Here is an 18,085-nt window from a genome sequence, read left to right on the forward strand (position 1 = left end):
AGCAGGCGCCTTTGCCTCGACGCAATTCCGGGTGGCAAAGCCGTTTCCACATCTTGCCTGGAATTGCCCTAGTCGATTTGCTCGAACGTGCACTGCTCTGGCGCCTTTTCCGGTCGCCAGCGCAGGAATTTGGTGCCGTGCCGGAAACGGTCGCCGGTCACATGATCGAATCGAACTTCGACCACCAGTTCCGGCCGAACCGGCTCCCATTCGCTGCTGCGCTCCGTGCTCCAGCGGCTCGGCCCACCCGGCGCCTTTCCGGTGAAGCCCGGCGGTTCGCGCATCGCTTCGAGTTTGCGGGTGAGCTCGGCCCTGTGGTCATTTGCAATTGTCGAGGTGAACCCGACATGATCGAGCTTGCCCGCATCATCATAGAGGCCTAGCAGCAAGGAGCCGACCTGCGAACTGTTGTTGAGATAGCGAAAACCGCCGACCACGCAATCGGCCGAACGCAGTCGCTTCACCTTCACCATCGACCGCACGCCTGGCCGGTACGGCTCGTCGAGCCGCTTGGCGACGACGCCGTCCGTCGATCCATGTCCTGCATCGCTCAGCCAGGAACGTGCCTCGCTTACGTCGCGCGTAGCATGCGAGAGTAGAATGTTCTTGCGATCGGCCGAAGCGACAAAGTCCTCGAGCGCCGCCCTGCGTTCCTTCAGCGTCCGGTTCGTTATGAGTTCTCCATGCTCGTCGCAGAGTATGTCGAACAAGATCAGATCGGCCGGCGTCTCGACGGACAGCTTGCGTATCCGCGTCGCTGCCGGATGAAGCCGCATCTGCAGCGCGGCGAATGACAATTTACCGGCGATCGAGACAACGATCTCGCCATCGGCGACAAAGCGGGGCGAGGGCAGCTCCTTCAATGTCGCGACGAGCTCGGGAAAGTATCGGCCGAGCGGCTTGCCCGATTTCGCACGCAAATCTACCGCCTCGCCCTGCCGGAACGCCAGGCAACGGAAGCCGTCCCATTTGCGCTCATATTGCCAACCCTCTCCTTCGGGAATTTCGTCTGCCGCCTTTGCTTCCATGGGAGGCGTGTCGAGTGGCAAGGCGAAGTCGCCGCTCATTGCCCTGCCCCGGTGTCGCTGCGGCGGATGTCGCGCAATCGCAGGTCGTTTTTCGGCAGTGCCGGTATGCGAGACAGGTCCAGCGGCGACACTTTGTCGGTGATTTCGTACGCCATCGATCGGGTTAACACACGGATCGCCTCCTTCATCAACGCGACTGTCACCGCCTCGCCCGGACAGCGATGCGTAACCGAAGCGTCGCCGCCGCCATGCGGTACGAAATCGAAGCCTTGCATCCGCCAGCCAATGTCGCGGTCGAGCGAAAAGGTGTCCGGCGCGGGAAACCGCCGCGGGTCATGATTGGTACCGTGGAGATCAAGCAGCACCCAGGCGCCCTTGTCGATCCTGTAGCCATGCCACTCGAACGTCTCCTGGGCGACGCCGCCGATGAATGGAAAGAACGGATAAAGCCGTCTCACCTCTTCGGCGAACGCTTCAAGGCTGGCCTCATCCCCGGCTGCGAAGCGATCCGCCCATTGTTGCTGCTCGTTCAGCGCCACGGCGGTAAAGACGATGTAGCGGCCGATCGCGACCACCGGGCGCAGGATATTGATGATTTCGACCGCTGCGTCCGATATTTCGAGCAGATTTCCTGTCTCATCACGATGCTCGGCTATGATCCGGATCGGTGCGTTTTCGCCGAGCGTGAGTTCTCCTGAGCGGATACGCCGTACCACGGAGCCGACAAATCGCTCCGTTCGCCGGCGCCGCCAAAGTGCAAGCCACGTGCTCGGTCCGAAACCGCCGGCATTCTCGACCATGCCGCTCAGTTCGCGACAGAGGCCTTCGGCGCTGATTTCGTCGAGCGGCAGTGCCGACCATCGCGCGACGGATCTCGTCAGGATGAGGTTCACCTCTTCGAACAGGCTGATCTCGCCGCGCCGCTGCCAATGCCTCAGCGCCTCAAGCCACTCCTCGCGGAAAATCCTACGCAGGCGCTCCACCTGATCCGCCGCAAGGAGGAAGGAAAGAAACATTGCCTTGCGGTGGCGATGGGCGCCATCGTCGAGACCCTGGACACTGCCCTTGTCCTGCAGCAGTCGCAGCGTCGTTTGCGGCATCGCACCGTTTCGGGTGAAGCGGTCGCCGCCATAGAACATTTCGGCGGCGCTTGCGCCGCGGACGCAGATCGCCCTTTTCAACAGCAGGCGCGTGACAAAGATGTCGGTGTTGAGCCGGTCGCATCGGCGGCCGATAAACTCGTAGCCTTCGCGAAGCAGTGCCAGTGTATTGTCCAAAGCGGGTTCATGGGGGATGGCCTTCATGATCTTGCCTCGTTTGCGCCGCCGCCACCCTGCCCTTCCTCCTCCAAGGACCTATTTCTTTCCCGCCTCCGAACGGATGCTTTTGCGCAGCGCATCCATGATGTCGATCACATTGCTGGGCGGCTGCCCAGCCTCGGCCCTGGCTTTGGCCGGACGCTTCTTGCCCTTCTTCTTCGAGGCGATGATCTCCAGCAGTCGCGCTTGGACGGGATCTGCCGACATGGCGGGATCCCATTGCTTGGTACGCTCGTCGATCAGGGTCTCGACCATGTCCATCAACTTCTTGTCAGGTTTTCTCTCGCTGATCTGGCCGAAGTATCCCTTGGGGTCGCGCACCTCATCGCCGTAGCGAAGCGTCCACAGCACAATGCCCTTGTCGCGCGGCTCCAGCATCACGGCACGCTCGCGCCGATACATCACAAGCCGCGATATCCCAACGGTTCCGGTCGACTTCATCGCATCGCGAATGACCGAGAATGCCTCCTCCCCGACCGGATCGTCCGGCGTCAGGTAGTGAGGCTTGTCGTACCAGATCCAGCCGATGCTGTCGGCCTCGACGAACATATCGATATCGATCGTCCGCGTGCTCTCCAGTGCGACCGCGTCGAGCTCCTCATCCTCGAGAAGCACAAATTCGTCCTCGCCGCGTTGGTAGCCCTTCACCTCATCGTCCTCAGCCACCGGCTTACCGCTGACGGCATCGACATACTGGCTGATGACGCGGTTCCCGCTCTTGCGATTGAGCGTGTGGAAGCGGACCTTTTCACTCTCGGTGGTAGCGGGCGTCATCGCGACCGGGCAGGTGACCAGCGAGAGCTTCAGATAGCCTTTCCAGAAGGGACGTGGCGCCATTGGGAAACCTTGAGATGCAAAACAGTCGAACGCGCCAGACAGATCGATTGTTCCCGGTCTCACGCGACTGAAGGCCGTGGACAACATCGCCGTCCTCATCGGCAGCGAGCCTTGACCAGAAGCGCTCGACACCGAAGTCAAGAACAGATTGGCACGCTGGTTGGCCTCCTGGATGGTGGCGGCCCTGGCGGTCTCCAGCACGAAGTGCTCCGTCGTCATCATCTGCAGGAGCTGCTGCCGGCTCTCGCTTTCGTTTGCCTTGATTTCCTTTGTATCCGGCATCGCGAACGGGTCTATCGGCGGTCGCTGAATTGCCGGCGCGACGCCGGCCCTCGGCTTGCGACGCTGGGTCTGTCGCCGGCACCAACCGGCGCGAACGAGCAGTCGTCGGCCGAAGAACGAATGCCGTTCGGGTAAGGTTCCGGCTCGATCGCCGATCGCTGTTTCACGCGGCCGGCTGGAAAACCGGACCCGGAACTCGGTTCCCCAGACAATTTTTGTCTTCGGGTGACGAAACAATTGTCCCCGAGCATCGTTTCGCCCCAGGTCATGAGTTTGCAAGGAGGCGATGATGAGTGCAACCGGCTTGGATGTCTTCGACAAGACACTGCAGACCACCAACATCTGGCTCGACGAGATCATGGCCGATCTGGGTCCCGACCGGCGCATTGCCTGGCACATATTGGGCGCTGTCCTGCGGACGCTAAGGGACAGGTTGCAGCTCGGGCTCGCCGCCAAGCTGGGCGCTGAGCTGCCGCTGCTGGTACGCGGCGCCTACTATGACCGGTACCGGCCAGCGGCTGAGCCGGAAAAGACAGGCTCGCTGGAAGAATTCTCGCAGCACATCAGTGAGGAATTGAAGACCATTCGCCCTGTCGACCCCGAGGATGCGGCGCGTTCGGTCTTTCGGGTGCTGGCGCGGCATGTCGACCTTGGCCAGTCGGCAAAGGTGCGGGATGCACTGCCGAAGGAAATCCAGGCGCTCTGGCCCGACAGCGTCGGCGTCCGATAGCGCTAAACCAGCCTATCATTTTCAGTTGGTGCTCAGGAGACGTTCAGCGCCTCCCGAACCAGTGGAAGCGGGTTCCGCACCCCGGAAAGCCACCAATCCTCTTTTTCGCAAGTTACCAGCGCGCTGCGGACGCCGATGGGCCGTCAGTGCCGCAAACGGTTGGCAGGCTGGTCCTGGCGCTGCTCGGTCGCGACCTGTTTGGAATCCAGGCCACGTTCTCGGGTATGCTGGGCCTTGTCGCGATTAGACAGGATCTGGTTTTCCTTGAGCTTGTCCTTCGGCGTCATGGTCATGGCGCCCGTGCCGGAACCCTTTCCACGTGAACCCGCTCCGATTTGTTTCTTGCTTCCGCGTGACATTGGCTGCTGCCTCCATCGTATCCAGTAATCTCCCACGAACCGCGCTATTCGTCGGCACGATTCTCGTTGTGGACTCTCTCCTAGTCCTTGCTGCGGAGGATGCGGATTTCAGGATCAACAAGATGAGGCATGTCGGTCCTGACATCCGATCCCCTGCGCAATGACCAGCCGCTCTCACAGAGCATTTGAGAGCGTCGCTATCCAGCTCAGCGACTGGAAGCTGTCGTTCCACGCTGCTTCGCGCGTCTTCCTGCAACCGTCGACTGAGGGAATTCTACGGCTCGTCGATGTCCAGCTTCGAGGGGTTCTGCGAAATGAGACGCTCTTCCTCGTCATCCGGCAGCGCTTCGTCGCTGTTCTGGTACGCGTTATCGTCCTCTTCATCGGGCAATTCACCACTCTTCTCGGTGGCGTTGCGACTGTCGCCGTCTGGCGGCACACCATCCGGAAGAACCTCGCTGCCTCGGATCGCGTCCCAATCCTGCTTTTCGAGTGCTGGTCCTTCGGATGTGACGACGGGTTTCTTACCTGGTGTCATCGGGCCTGGTGTCATCGGGCTCTCCTAGGCTTCGGCATTCACCTTCGGAGCGCGCATTCGCGCCCACATCAGCATACGCCGCAAGGGCTGGCATAACGATCAGTGCCAGTAGGGTTCGACCCTCCAATATCGATACGAAGCTTCGCGGGCCGGCCTTCCATCATCGACGGTGAGTTCATCGATCGAGTAGGCGGGCGCGGCCTTGAGCTGATCTGTGCTGAAAGAGACAACGTATCCGCCGCGGTCCGGATCATAATCCAAGAGGGACCATGGCACCGCGTGGTATCTTTCACCGATGCCCAGAAAACCGCCAAAGGAAATCACTGCGAACATGATGCCATTCGCGGTCTTTTCGAGCATCACGTCGTCGATCGTACCAATTTCCTTGCCCGCCGTGTTGTAAACAGTTGTGCCAATCACGCGCGAGGCGCGGATGGCGTCGGTATGGCCACTCGGAGTTGGCATTTCTTGAGCTCCTCTCTGTCCAAGTCAGATACCCACCAAACGGGCGGTCGGCGCTGATGTTCCCAAAAAACTGCCGGTGCTCTGTGGTCCGGACTCGACGGAGTGGCCGTCGCACAGCACGTCGTTACACGGCTGCGATAACGCCTGCCGATAACGGAATTCCTGGTCCTCGGTTCGAACAGTAGCGAAAGGCGACGAGGGTACCCTCACCGCCTCTGCTACGGAAAAAGGCGCGTCGGAATTCCGTGCAGCGCCCCCGTCCGAATTGATCGCCGATCACTGAATCACCTTGACCACCTTGCGGGTGCTCGGATCTACCAGCAGCGTCTGATTGTCGACGACGACATAGCGGTATTGGACGTTGGGTATCTCGTGCAGTTCGACGGTATCGGGCAAGGCGGAACCGATGTTGAGCTCGACGCCGGGCAGGTTAACTGAAGCCAGAGGCTGCTTCCTCACATACTCCTTGATGACCGTCTCCTGCTCGGGTTGAATCACCACATCCTGAGCAGCCGCCGCGCCAACGCCCGCCAGCAGCAGGAAGCCCGCCGCAACACTGGTAAGATGCAATCTCATGATGGTCTCCTTTGAAAGCTGGATGGTCTCCTGTGAAAGCCGGCCACCTCTCGGCTGCGTCACATCGTTGCCGCCCGCAGCCCGGGCTGCCTAGTCGTAAACGCCATCGGATGCAGCTTGTTCCTCCGAACCGCCCGCCAACAGACCGGGAACAAAGTTTTTGGGTCAGAGTTCTACCCCGCGAAGGGACTCACACGTTCAAGGAGAATTCCCCATGAAACGCGTTCTGATCACCAGCATGCTGGCGCTTGGCGTCAGTTGCGGGGCGGCACTCGCCCAAACGCAGCAACCTGCGGACAACCAGTCGGGCGGCGATACCAAGTGCACGATGGGTACCGCCAAATGTCAGAAGGGTTCCAATATGGGCCAGCGGGCCCAGGGCAAGATCAAGACCGAAGAGCAGACCCAGGGCAAGGCCAATGCGAAGACTGAGCAGCAGGCCCAGGGCAAGGCTGGCGCAACCACCGAGCAGCAGGCGCAGGATCAGGCCGGCACCAACTGCACAGCTGGAATGCCCAATTGCAAGAAGGGCTCGAAGAAGGGCGAACAGGTCCAGGGCAAGGCTTCGACCCAGACCAACGAGCAGGCGCAGGGCAAAGCCGGCATGACCACCAACCAGCAGGCCCAAGGCAAGGCGTCGACCCAGACCAACCAGCAGGCGCAGGGCAAAGCCGGCATGACCACCAATCAGCAGGCCCAAGGCAAAACCTCGACCCAGGACAACACCTCGACCGCGTCCATCAACAACGTGACGGTCGAACAGAAGACGCAGATCGTCAACGTGATCCATGAGACCAGGGTCGAACCGGTGTCGAATGTGACCTTCGACATCAGCGTAGGCGTTGAGATTCCCAGGAAAAAGGTTCGGCTGCATCGTCTGCCTGCCCGTATCGTCAAGATTGTCCCGGCCTATGAGGGCTACGAGTACTTCGTGCTGGCCGATGGCCGCATCGTGATCGTCGACCCGAATACGCTGAAGATCGTCCTTATCCTGACCTGACGGGGACACATGCCCGCCGCGCCGAAGGCATGGCGGGCCTTTCCACACTGATATCCATAATCAAGCCCAGTCTGATACGCTGCTCCGTGGCTGTCGCCGCCATAAAGCTGGGCGGTTTCGTGGCTCTCGCCCTCTCGCTGCTTTCTCTCCAGCGCTCTGCAGGCTGATTGTTCCCGCCTATATCAATCGCGTGTTCGGGCCGCCCTGGGAACAGGACGGCTTGCTGCGCGTTCCATAGTCATCTTCATCAAAATACGCGGCAAACGCACGCGTTGGCAAAATGGAGAGGACATGAGCATCCTCGGAATTATTCTCATCATCATACTGGTACTTGCCTTGCTCGGCGGCCTCAGCGGCCTAGGCGGCGGGCCGTTCTATGGCACCGGCTATTACGGCGGCGGTGGGCTTGGACTGGTGTTGATTATCATCATCATCCTGGCTCTCCTCGGGCGCATATAGCGCAGCGACCCAGTCTGTCCCTCAGGGCGGGGCCCGCGCCGTGGTCGGCGTGACAACGAACGCCGACCAACTTCCGAGAGAAGAGATAAGACGGCGGAAGCCCGACGCGTCGCCGGGATTCCGCCGATCGCAATCGGGCTACGCAGCTTGCTGCAGAGCGCGCTCGTTGACGCCCCCCTCGCCCAGCCTGGAAAGCGCTTCGTCGGTCGCCATCTCTTCCTTAAGAGTGGCGTTGAGCAAGTCCGCGACGTCTCTCTTACCCATCTGTTCGGCCCAGGCAATCAGAGTGCCGTATCGAGCAATCTCGTAGTGCTCGACTGCCTGCGCGGCTGCAACCAGTCCGGCGTCAAGTGCCGGGGCGCCTTCATATTCCTCCAGCACTTCCGAGCCCTCTTCGACAATGCCGTCGATGGCAGGACAGGTCTTGCCGCGCGCCGACCTGCCGATTTTCTCGAACACTTCCTCAAGGCGATCCACATGGCCTTCCGTTTCGATCCGGTGTTTCTCGAAGGCGGCGGTCACTTCTTCCGATTCCGCTGCTCTGGCCATCTTGGGCAGGGTCCTCAGTATCTTCTTCTCGGCATAATAGAGATCCTTCAGTCCATCGAGGAATAGATCCTCAAGACCTTTCCTTGCCGCTTTCGTTGTTTTCTTCGTGGTTGCCATAATCGTCTCCCGCTGGGTTGGTAGCCGCCTCCGCAAACGTGCGAGGCACTCGATAACCCACCTGCCGGAGACAAGTTCCCGGGCGACCGAGCACCGTCGAAGAATTCTCCAGGGACGAGGCTGGCCTGGCATTTCGGCAATCTCTTCGGCGTTCTTTTTCACGCCTGCCGCGGGCGACGTATCAGCTGACGTGCTCCCCTGGTCTTGCTTGGGGCCTCTCTTCAGTGGCGAGGTGCGCCAGCTGATATCGCTGATGCGAAGGACAAAATGACGCTTACCGCTTACAGCGAAAGCAGCACCTTGCTTCGTCGAAGCCCTTCAATGGCGCATGAGGGCCGGCTCTGGCCGGTGCGCCGCGATGTTGCTGAAACATCCGCCGGCAGTCACCGCACCGTTTAGATGCTTGTGCAAAGCGGCTTTAGTGTACCAGCACGTTCCGCAGCCAGGCCATCAGCCTGCTTCCACGGATGGTCTTGCGCACCCTGGCGGCAGCCCAGCTGGCTTGCATCGTTGCCCCGATATGGCAGCTGCAGACGATGTCGTGCAGTTGCCCATCGCTCAGCTTGAAGAAGCGTTTTGCTTCCCCGTAGCTATCACCCTGGAGACCCGAGGCACGCAGCAGCGGATCCTCGAACGCAACGGTGATCGCCGACCCCGCCGTTCGCGTTTCCGCGCGGACTTTCGGATGCAGATGTTCGGTGCCGGTCAGTGCTCCAAGGCATCGCGCGGGTTGCCGCTCGAGGAGCTCTGCCCAACGCTCGATCCTTTGCGTTCTGGTCATGATGGCGCTTTGCGCCAAGGGATTGACGTCTGCGATTGTTCGCAGCTCGTGAAGCGTCTGGTGTTTCATGGTCGGCTCCTGTTGACAGCGCAGCATTCACCCCTTCAGGAAAGCTACCGCGACGGCATCCGCCGACAAGAGCATTGCCGAAAGAGTTCCATCAAACGATGCTGCAATCCTGTTGGAAGGTGCGCTGGTTTCTCACGCATCGAGGCCGCTGGGGGCGTGACAGGCCAATGGCCCTGAAATTTGCATATGGTGGGCGATGACGGGCTCGAACCGCCGACATCTTCGGTGTAAACAGTGGGCTCCCCACTGAAACCCTTGGAAATCCGGGAAAAGAGCACTTCGCAATATGCCGTTTTAGGCGTGTTGTTCTGCCTGTGTTCGACTTTTCAGGTTCATTGAACCGAAGAGCACTTCGTAAATCTCACGCCTACCGCTCAAATGTCAGACAATTTGCAACTGCCGGACATCGGTGGCGGCGCTAAGCAACCACGGTAAAAGCCCTGAAATTCGTTTGAGGCGCTTTGAGTGCGAATGGCTGTTTACGCGGACAGGACCCCACTCCGTCCGCGGAAGATGCTCCTCCAGTGAGGGCAGTCTTGTCGGCTGAGGGCACATTGGCAGTCCTAGGGATAATCCCAGGAATAGGCGCGGTCGTGCGGACCTGACTATCGGCCATCTCACGTGGCATTCGGAGAACAGTACTCATGTCCCCAACAATCCGCTTCCCGCGTCAGATCAGCCGGTCGATTCCGCTCCGACGCAAGGAGCTGGCATCTGGAGGCCCGCCTCGGAATTCCACACGCATTGAACTGATTGGGTTTTTTGTGAAACGCGACCCCATTTCTGCCCCCTAAACCATACCTTGGTGGAACGTGATTTCGCTCTTTGTTCTCCTGACAAGTGAGCGATAAGCCAGTGGTGATCGAGCATCGCTTTAAGAAACGTTCTCAGGTCAGGGATCGTCACCGACGGCCAATCTCTAGGTCGTCCATCGGACATCTGGAATTTCTTCGGGACGCATTATCAGTACATGGCGTTTGATAGGAAGCCAGGCGGGTCGGATCCACTGCTACGATGCGCGGTAAAGACGGCAGAACCTACACGGGGCACAAAGCTGTTCTGTAGCCAGCAGGGCTCGTCACCACGATACCGCCAGCCTATACAAGGATATCGCGGCAGGGGTGGAAGCAAAAATGGGCAAGTTGGGCAATGGATACGGGAGCGAATTTCACTTGCTCCGCTATCTGGAACTTGATCGCGTCAGTCTGAACAGCGCAATTCAAACGACCACCGGCTCAGATGATGTTGAGTGGCTCCCTGGACCGCCCGATGCGCTCAATCCAGGGAAGCTCCGGGAATGGAAAGGACTCAATTTCCTCAGCCATGATGTTCCGTTGCAAACCGTGTGGCGAAAGATCTGGCCAAGCACTGGCAATCCCCCAAATTGGGATAGCGTTGGCAGGATCCAGATAGGTGGCCAATGGCAATGGCTACTGGTGGAGGCCAAAGCGCATGGAGGGGAAGTGGCTTCCTCGTGCTCGGCCTCAAGCCAGCACAGTCGGGCTCAGATTGCGGCGACCCTAGCAGCCACCAAGCAGGCTCTTGGCGTAAGCCCGGAACGGGATTGGCTTAAGGGATACTATCAGTATTGCAATCGGCTGGCGGTCTTAAACTTCCTCCAGGAACAGAACGTCCCGGCCCACCTCCTGTTCATCTACTTCATTGGCGACAAAAGCGGCTCTGGTCGCAATTGCCCGCAGACGAAAACTGACTGGCATGACACCCTAGAGCGCCAGAGGAAGCATGTAGGGGTCCCAAACAACCATCCGTTGCAAGAGAGGGTGCATACCCTCTTCCTGTCCATCCAAGCCCCGGTGGCGTGAGGGGTCCACGGATTAACATCACCGCCCAAACGCCTCTGGGTAGAAACACTGAAAAGAAGGGGTTGAAAATGAGTGCTGCCGCAAAGGGCATCCAGACGGCGCGCTGATCATCGGCAACCGGCGATCGGCGAAGTTTCACCCCGAAGTAGAGGCCGGCAAAGAAAGACGACGACCCTCAACAGTTGGTAATATCCATAGGGCCGCCCGGCCATGGCCAAGACGAGTTCAAAATCGTGTGGGCACGACCTGCGGAAAGAGGCCACACGGGAGATCCGTCATACGACCTTTTGCCCCAGAAGGACCATATCGGGATTAAGATCAAACGGGCGACCGTAATCAATGAAAGGTAAGCGAATCCGTGCCTCGTAGTCGGAAGCACACATCGGAGGAGGAACACACACATCTCGCCATCAAAGTGGAGCACTGCGAGGCGAGCGTCGAAACTCGTATCGAACCTGGTATATATCAGCCTCAATATGCTTGGGATTTGGACGACGATGCCCCTCTCTATCGGACGACAACTCAACTGACATTCGCTGGCGTAGCGACATATCCAGAAAGAAGAGCGGGCGAAGCTTATGAATTGACGATATATGGTTCGACTTCGGACCTGCGGCGCAATAAGGCAACGGTCAAAGATGTACAGGCGCGTGACGAGCGTGGCTCACTCAAGTTTCGGTCATACCGCGGCAGGCAGATCCCTGTATACAATCCTCCGTCGGGCATGGGACTCATCGACAAGGTGCGTGGTGAGTTACGCTGGATAGCGTGGCTTCATGTTTCTCCGCTCTTTACGAATGATGCACTCGTCTTGGTGAATAGCGGACGATCGCTGTTTCTGGGGATACACGAACGTCGGAGTAAGCGCGTGCGCTGGATCCAGGGAGTAAGCTTACAAACGACCGACCCAGCTGAAGAATAGCACAAGCGCACGAATGCAGCATGGGCTGAGCTGGATAAGTGTGAAATGGGTATTTTACACTGAGCCCCCTCACCTATCGGCGAAATCACCGCCACCCCTGGGGGCCGGCGGCCGAAATCCTGTGCTTGTGCGAGTTGGTCCTTGGCCAACGCGCGCGAGCGGATGGCTCATTGCGCAGTTCGACTTTGAAGGAAGGCCCATAGCCTGGAATTTCCGAAACGCTCAAGTCATAGAGCAATCGAGGGCGCTGCGATTGCGCCGGCAAGATATTCCTTTGCGGTAGCTCGTAAGCGATCGGCGTGGTCATAGATTTCGTCGAGCGAGTCAATCTTGACCTTCTCTTCCTTCTCACCATCGAAAAGCCCGAGATATTTCACGGACCTGTTGAACCATAGCCGGGCCAAGGGCTTACGGTTGTTGTTGTCGACCAGGATCCCGCAATAGCTCTTCTGGTCGCGCATGATCACCCTACCTGGCTTTAAAAGGTCGCGGACGATTGCCCGAACAACCATGAAGCCCTCTCGCTCGTCCTCAGTAGTCACAACCTCTTCTTCGGTGCCAAGTCCGTCCGCGCCAATTTCCGATACCTCGGTTTCGGCCAAGGCTGTGGAAAGACGTGACTGAACGGATTCACGGACAATCTCGCGAAAAGCTGCTTTGACCATGGGGGTGAATTGCTCTTTCACCTGGGCCGTGAACCGTCCTTGGTAGAGCCCCCCGGTCACCATCCGTACAAAATCCTCTGGCGGATTCTCCATCACGCTTCCAATTTCCTTTTTGATCGCCGACGTATATTTCAAGCGATGGGCGGATTGCAGGATCCCATCGACATTGAAATCCGCTTTCGCGAACTTCTTCAGTTCGGAGGTCAATTGCCCCTGCAGGTCCGAAAGATCGAATGTGAGGAACGGTCGGTCATCAAGCTTGTTTGGCGCAACCAAATCCGTATGAAAATGGAAGGCGCGACCGTTTGTCAAAATGGCGAACTTTGCATTAGTGACGGAAAAATATCGGTACAACTGCGCGAGATGCACTCGATCAAGCACGGTGGTGATCGGCTTGCATTCCACAAGAATCCTGATTTCTCCGTCAATCTTGATGGCGTAGTCAACCTTCTCGCCCTTCTTTCCTACTGCGTCGGCACAGAATTCGGGAATGACCTCGTCTGGATTGAAAATGTCGTAATCTAAGGCTGCCAGAAAGGGCAGTACTATCGCCGTCTTTAAGGCTTCCTCGGTAAGCATTGCGCTCGAATGCGTCTTGATACGATCGGCAAGAACGCGAAGTTTTTCTTCGACACTCATGATCCCCTCCCCAAAATTGAGACGTAGGATCATGCAAATTTTCCGTTTGCGCAAGTCAACCCACGCACAACTATCCGAGCTCATGGATCGCCACGCCCGGGACAACAGCCCTGGCGATCTCGCATAGGTGTTGGTGATGCGTGAGATAGATCACCTGCCCGGCACTTGCCATCTCGCCAAACAATCTGAAGACCTCCTCAGACCGGAAATGGTCGAAGGTTTCCATTATGTCGTCGGCAATGAATGGCACCGAGGGTCGAAACTGCGCAAACTCGTAGTAGCCGGCCAGCCTGAGCGCCAGGTAGAGCTGGAAACGTGCGCCCTTTGACAGTGCGTCGGCAACCTTGGACTTCCCGTCGCGCTGCAATGCAATGAGGACTTCGCCGCCTTTGACGGGTTGGGTCGCCAGCCCCGAATACTGGCCACGTGTGATGAGCGCGAAAGCGTCAGACGCTCTTCCCATCATCCCGGAGCGATGACGCTCGCGGTATAGACGCAGCGCGTTTCCAGCCGACATAAGGCCCAGTTTCAGCTCGATATAGCGGACGGCCTTGTCTTCGATTTCCAGAAGGACGGTGCGGCGTTCGGCATCTATTCGAGCCACAGCGCTGTCGCCGCCAATGGCGTCCAGCTTGTCGGCCGCTCGCGTCTGCCGGATGAGCTGCAGTTTTATCGCTTCGTCAAGATCGCGAAGCCGCAGCTCGCTTTCGCCCTTCTCGATTGCGAGGCCATCGAAATCGAGAGCATCCAATATTGAACACGCCTGCGCGAACCCTTCCACCGCAAGCTCGGCCGACAACCGCTCTTCAGTTTCGGCGACTTCCGTGCGCAGACGATCCCTCTCCCGCAGCAGCTTGTCGCGTTCCACGACTTCGGACAGCGTAGTTACACCAAAGGCGCCCAGCACTTCGTTTTTGCGCCTTTCATGTGCCGCCATTTCGACATTGAGGGTGTCGCGTGCATCTTGCAGGCGCTCCAAATCATTGAAGAGGCTTTTTTTCATCTCGCTGGCGCGATCGGCGCGCTCCAGGCGTTCAGCAAGCCGGATGGCCAACTGCTCCGGTTCATCTTCGCTCGTCGGCTCGGCGGCTTCAGCTGCGGCAGCGGTGACCTCGACAATGAAATTGTCTGTGTCTGCCTCCATCTTCTCGATGCGGAGCTGCATGGCATCGCGCTCCTGAAGGCTTTTCGACAGTTCTGCCAACTGATCGAGTACGGTGCCGATGGCCGGTGCCGAAATGCCGCTCGCAAGCCAGGTACCTTCGAGCGCTTCGGTGATGCCGGCCAGCCATTCTTCCTCACGCTTTTCCGCCACTTCCACAGCCCGTCGTCTGGCTGCCAGTTCCTGCTCCTTCGCGCTAATTGTTCGCAGTGCCTCTGCACGCTCGGCATCCACCTTGGCTTGCCTGTCGAGGAAGAGTTCCGCGACGGCCATCAGCGTCTCCAGGCTGTCTCCAGGATCCGAGCTTATGCCGACGCTCTCCAGCGCGCGGACCAACCCCAGGCGTGTTTGGTGTTCTTCGTCGGCCGCCCGCGCAGCCTTCTTGACGGCAACCCCTATCTCCTCGCTGCCGGCAAGCGCGTCGGTTCTCGCAGAAGCACGGTCCTCGATCAGTTCGATCAGACGCTCGGGCAAGGATTCTAGGCGGTCTGCCATCAGCTCCCTTCCTGCTTCGCGAATTTCCGCGAGCACTGCTTCCCCGTCCAAGTCGAGCTGTGCAAGTTGGCCGTCCATCCGTGCGATCGCGGCCACGGTCTCAGCGAGGCTACGGACCGTTGTTCGGATCTCGGCGAGCTCCCGCGCATTGGCCAGACGAAACGCTCCAACACTGTCATCCCGAGCCAATACTATCGCGAAGTCGTCCGCTGTTTCGCCAGTGAGGTCATCTCGATGCCTTGCCCAGGCTTCGTCGCGAGCACGCCGGATGGTGGCGGCCGCTTCATCGTCTGTTATGTTTCCCGAGGCACGAAGGGTATCCAGCCGCGCCATGAGCACATCGTGGGTGTCCTGGTGTTCGGCAAGACGTTCGCAAAGGACCGCCCTGCTCTTGCTAAGCTCTGCTGTGCGCTTCTTCCATTGGCCGAGCTGACTGGCGCTTGGAACCGACATCCTGGCCAGCGCCCGTGCATCTCCGGACCAGGGATGCAAGCGAGCGAGCGCCGCCTCCCATCGTATTCCGCCCGCATCCTCCGCATCGCGTGCCGTTTTGATCTCCCGTAGGTGCCCACTTCCCCTCGCTTTCGACAAGGCTGAACCCAGCCTTGCCCGGGCGGGCCCAGGCACGGCCCTTTCTTCGCCGACGCGCGCTCGTGCTGTCTGAAGTGCGTCAAGCGCGGCCGCAGCTTCGTCTCGGGCGCCGCGCACACCGGTAGCAATGCCGGATCGCTGTTCGATCATGTTGCGAACAACGCCAACAGTGGCAGCAGGCAAAAGCAGCGCAGCAGGGTTAGGCTCGGAGGACCTTCCCAATGCGGCAAGGCAACTCGCTACCGTGTTATCGAATATTTGCAGTTCCATCCTGCGATTGGGCAAGTCCAGGCCTGCCGAGACATAGCGCACCTTGCTTTCCGCCAGACCGCGAATGCGCTCGGAAACCGCAAGGATCGTTTCGTCCACGTCAACAGAGGTGATTTTCGTCGTCAGACGCTCGACCTCGTCGATGTTCCCGGACAGCCGCGTTCTCAGGCTGGCATCATCATCGATCAATCCGGCGACATTGCCTGTCCAGGTCCGTGACGGTGAAGCGATGTCGGGTAACTCAGCCAGTTGGGCTGCCTTGCGGCGGATATCCGTCAGGATCGGAAATGCGCGAAAATACTTGGCAAGGGTATCGAGCCGTGCCGAAAGCAAGGATCGCTCGGTGACACTGCGGTCATATTTTTCCGTGGCCTCAACACGTTCGGCCTCCAGGGCCTCGTATGTCGACGCCAATGTGTCGATCGCGTCCTTCCCGGCTTTCAGTTCGGCAAGTCGCTTCTTGAGCAGCGCAAGGTCGGTTCCGTGGGCCTGCTTGCGATAAAGCCCGTCGGCTTCGGCCTCGAGCGCACTCAAGGTGTCACTGGCTTGCCCGAGGCCGGCGCTGGCCGTGAAAAGGAGCTTGCCCAGGTCGCCGCGCGACTCCAGTATCGATTTTCCGCCAGCTTCCAACGTCTCGTCGTCCAGCGAGAACATCGTGCTGTAGGCCTCCCTGGACAGGCCCGCGAGATGCGCCGTTATCGCTATTTCGCTGACCGGTTGGCCTGTCGCGTTCAACAACGAGTTGCTGCGTTGTTTCGTGCGCGTGAATGCATGCTCCGCTCCGGCGAATTCGAGCATCCCGCCGATGCGCATCGCGCTGTACTCGTGCAGGAAATTGTAGCGGCTGCGTTCCTCGATACCGAACAGCAGGTCCAGATAGCCGGAAAGCGCGGTCGACTTGCCGGCCTCGTTCAGGCCGAACACGATATGCAGGTCGGGGCCGGACTCCCGTCTTGGTCCAAAGTCGATCGTCCTGTCGGTGAATTTTCCATAGCGAATGAGGTCAAGGCGCCGGAGCCTCATTGCGGTCCACCTGCCTTGAGGCGGGCCGTGATCAGGTCGGCGCCGCTGGCAAGCACTCTGTCGAGGAACAGTTCAAGGCCCGCCTCGTCTTTTCCGGCGAAGTCGCGACCGTCGGCCGGAAGATCCGCGACCATCTTCTGGACAAATGCCCTCGCCTCAGCACGGAAGGCTTCCGAGCTGGCGTCGGCGCGCATGGATTCAGCGAGTTCAAAAATCGGATCCGCGATGCCTTCGGGTGTTTCCTTGCTAGGTGGAGAGAAATCCAGCTCGAGCTTTTCCACCCATGTATCGCCCACCTGGTTCGCTGCCTGCTCGGCTTCGGCCAGGAGGAGATCCCTGTCGCGGATAAGGGTCCACGACAAAGGCGACGTTCCGCTCAGACCGAGACGTGCCACAACGTGCCGAGATCTGACGGAAGCCCGGATATCTTCGAGCGCGGATCGGACACGCCCGACGGCTTCAGACCATTCCACCGTCCCAGTCAGGTCCACGCTCACCCGCTCGAATTGCGCGATGCTGGTCAGTCTTTCCTCGATCTCGATGGAACGGTCGTCGCGTATCGTGACCAGGGTGACGGATTTCTCTCCGGCCTCATTGATGTCCCTGCCCTGCGGCATTCCCGGCATCACCACCGTGCTTGATCCAGGATGGACTTTGCGGACATGGATGTGTCCGAGCGCCCAGTAGTCAAAACTGTGGCCGTGCAAGTCGGCGACGTTGCAAGGCGCGTAGACATCATGGCCGGGGGATCCGGCCAGGCTGGTGTGCATGATGCCGAGGTTGACCGCCCCTTCATGCGGAGCGCAATATTTTGGGAGCAGGCTTTCCGGCGCCTTGGGGCTCGCGAAGCTCAATCCATGGAACATGACGTCGAGCCCGCCGGCGGTTTGCAGCACGGACTGTTGACGGCCGCCGAAGATCGTAACCGTGTCTGGAAAGGTGAGTTGCTTCGATATCCGCGACAGGGCGTCGTGATTTCCGCGGATCTTGAAAACCCTGATGCCGGCTTGGTGCAGGCGTGTCATCTGCGACGCTAGGAACCGCGCTGTTTTCATCGAGGTCTGGTCGCCATCGTAAAGATCGCCTGCAATGACGAGCGCATCGACACGCTCCGCAACGCAGAGATCAACTATGGAGACGAATGCCTGGCGGCTGGCGTCTCCCACGAGCTCGGCAAGATCGGCGTTTCGCATCGCCAGCGAACGGAGCGGCGAGTCGAGATGGATATCGGCCGTATGCAGGAATCGAAATGCCATTCGGCGGTCTCCGGCGACGGAATATAGAGGTCTTCGACCGCGGCTCGATAGATGATTCACGACACGCGGTGTTGGCTGTCCTGAGCTCAGGCTGCTATCCATCTAGCGCCTATGCCGACGTAGTTTTCGC

At 59.2% G+C, this 18,085-nt stretch carries 16 protein-coding genes; 4 read left to right on the top strand and 12 right to left on the bottom strand.

Translation table 11 applies throughout. The features are described 5' to 3' along the window. Window positions 1-68: 68 nt before the first annotated feature. From NKI20_RS00155 to ku, 3 genes are read right to left on the bottom strand one after another with little or no spacing between them, the layout of a single operon-like run. On the bottom strand, window positions 69-1,067 hold the full coding sequence (locus tag NKI20_RS00155) for an ATP-dependent DNA ligase (RefSeq protein WP_352827232.1): 999 nt from the start codon (window positions 1,065-1,067) through the stop codon (window positions 69-71). Next, window positions 1,064-2,332 carry a cytochrome P450 gene (locus NKI20_RS00160; protein WP_352827236.1) on the bottom strand — a complete coding sequence of 423 codons (1,269 nt, stop codon included), beginning with the start codon at window positions 2,330-2,332 and terminating at the stop codon, window positions 1,064-1,066. The genes NKI20_RS00155 and NKI20_RS00160 overlap by 4 nt, the downstream gene beginning before the upstream one ends. Before the next feature lie 51 nt (window positions 2,333-2,383). Further along, window positions 2,384-3,184: a non-homologous end joining protein Ku gene (gene ku, locus NKI20_RS00165; protein ID WP_352827616.1), complete on the bottom strand. Its 801-nt coding sequence runs from the start codon at window positions 3,182-3,184 to the stop codon at window positions 2,384-2,386. Window positions 3,185-3,755: 571 nt separating this feature from the next. Between ku and NKI20_RS00170 the strand changes: the two genes are divergently transcribed. Further along, the gene (locus NKI20_RS00170; protein WP_352827238.1) at window positions 3,756-4,196 is read left to right on the top strand and encodes a DUF2267 domain-containing protein; all 441 of its coding nucleotides are present in this window, start codon (window positions 3,756-3,758) and stop codon (window positions 4,194-4,196) included. A gap of 143 nt (window positions 4,197-4,339) precedes the next feature. Here the strand turns inward: NKI20_RS00170 and NKI20_RS00175 are convergent, their stop codons facing one another. From NKI20_RS00175 to NKI20_RS00190, 4 genes are all read right to left on the bottom strand, one after another. Then, window positions 4,340-4,489: a hypothetical protein gene (locus NKI20_RS00175; protein ID WP_352827241.1), complete on the bottom strand. Its 150-nt coding sequence runs from the start codon at window positions 4,487-4,489 to the stop codon at window positions 4,340-4,342. 340 nt (window positions 4,490-4,829) lie between these two features. Continuing rightward, on the bottom strand, window positions 4,830-5,108 hold the full coding sequence (locus tag NKI20_RS00180) for a hypothetical protein (RefSeq protein WP_352485736.1): 279 nt from the start codon (window positions 5,106-5,108) through the stop codon (window positions 4,830-4,832). Window positions 5,109-5,192: 84 nt separating this feature from the next. Next, the gene (locus NKI20_RS00185; protein WP_352602757.1) at window positions 5,193-5,558 is read right to left on the bottom strand and encodes a PRC-barrel domain-containing protein; all 366 of its coding nucleotides are present in this window, start codon (window positions 5,556-5,558) and stop codon (window positions 5,193-5,195) included. 276 nt (window positions 5,559-5,834) lie between these two features. Next, window positions 5,835-6,134 (bottom strand): DUF1236 domain-containing protein, encoded by a 300-nt coding sequence (locus NKI20_RS00190; protein ID WP_023759824.1) that lies wholly within the window; start codon window positions 6,132-6,134, stop codon window positions 5,835-5,837. A 214-nt stretch (window positions 6,135-6,348) separates the two neighbouring features. On the opposite strand from NKI20_RS00190, the gene NKI20_RS00195 reads away from it, so the two are divergent. After that, window positions 6,349-7,134 (top strand): DUF1236 domain-containing protein, encoded by a 786-nt coding sequence (locus tag NKI20_RS00195; RefSeq protein WP_352827245.1) that lies wholly within the window; start codon window positions 6,349-6,351, stop codon window positions 7,132-7,134. A gap of 291 nt (window positions 7,135-7,425) precedes the next feature. After that, window positions 7,426-7,593 carry a DUF3309 family protein gene (locus NKI20_RS00200; RefSeq protein ID WP_023759825.1) on the top strand — a complete coding sequence of 56 codons (168 nt, stop codon included), beginning with the start codon at window positions 7,426-7,428 and terminating at the stop codon, window positions 7,591-7,593. A gap of 138 nt (window positions 7,594-7,731) precedes the next feature. Here NKI20_RS00200 and NKI20_RS00205 read toward each other — a convergent pair whose 3' ends face one another. Together NKI20_RS00205 and NKI20_RS00210 are read right to left on the bottom strand one after the other, a co-directional pair. Continuing rightward, window positions 7,732-8,259: a YciE/YciF ferroxidase family protein gene (locus tag NKI20_RS00205; RefSeq protein WP_352827248.1), complete on the bottom strand. Its 528-nt coding sequence runs from the start codon at window positions 8,257-8,259 to the stop codon at window positions 7,732-7,734. Window positions 8,260-8,677: 418 nt separating this feature from the next. After that, the gene (locus tag NKI20_RS00210) at window positions 8,678-9,109 is read right to left on the bottom strand and encodes a hypothetical protein (RefSeq protein ID WP_352827250.1); all 432 of its coding nucleotides are present in this window, start codon (window positions 9,107-9,109) and stop codon (window positions 8,678-8,680) included. A gap of 1,133 nt (window positions 9,110-10,242) precedes the next feature. Here NKI20_RS00210 and NKI20_RS00215 point away from each other — a divergent pair. Then, the gene (locus NKI20_RS00215) at window positions 10,243-10,932 is read left to right on the top strand and encodes a hypothetical protein (RefSeq protein ID WP_352827252.1); all 690 of its coding nucleotides are present in this window, start codon (window positions 10,243-10,245) and stop codon (window positions 10,930-10,932) included. A gap of 1,149 nt (window positions 10,933-12,081) precedes the next feature. Here NKI20_RS00215 and NKI20_RS00220 read toward each other — a convergent pair. The 3 genes from NKI20_RS00220 to NKI20_RS00230 form a co-directional block, all read right to left on the bottom strand. After that, window positions 12,082-13,158: a type I restriction enzyme HsdR N-terminal domain-containing protein gene (locus tag NKI20_RS00220; protein WP_352827255.1), complete on the bottom strand. Its 1,077-nt coding sequence runs from the start codon at window positions 13,156-13,158 to the stop codon at window positions 12,082-12,084. A gap of 70 nt (window positions 13,159-13,228) precedes the next feature. After that, on the bottom strand, window positions 13,229-16,699 hold the full coding sequence (locus tag NKI20_RS00225; RefSeq protein ID WP_352827258.1) for an AAA family ATPase: 3,471 nt from the start codon (window positions 16,697-16,699) through the stop codon (window positions 13,229-13,231). Next, window positions 16,696-17,955 carry a metallophosphoesterase family protein gene (locus NKI20_RS00230; RefSeq protein ID WP_352827261.1) on the bottom strand — a complete coding sequence of 420 codons (1,260 nt, stop codon included), beginning with the start codon at window positions 17,953-17,955 and terminating at the stop codon, window positions 16,696-16,698. Before NKI20_RS00230 ends, NKI20_RS00225 begins: the two co-directional genes overlap by 4 nt. Window positions 17,956-18,085: the final 130 nt, after the last annotated feature.

The sequence above is a fragment of the Mesorhizobium sp. M0830 genome, assembly GCF_040319965.1.
Taxonomy (GTDB): Bacteria; Pseudomonadota; Alphaproteobacteria; order Rhizobiales; family Rhizobiaceae; genus Mesorhizobium.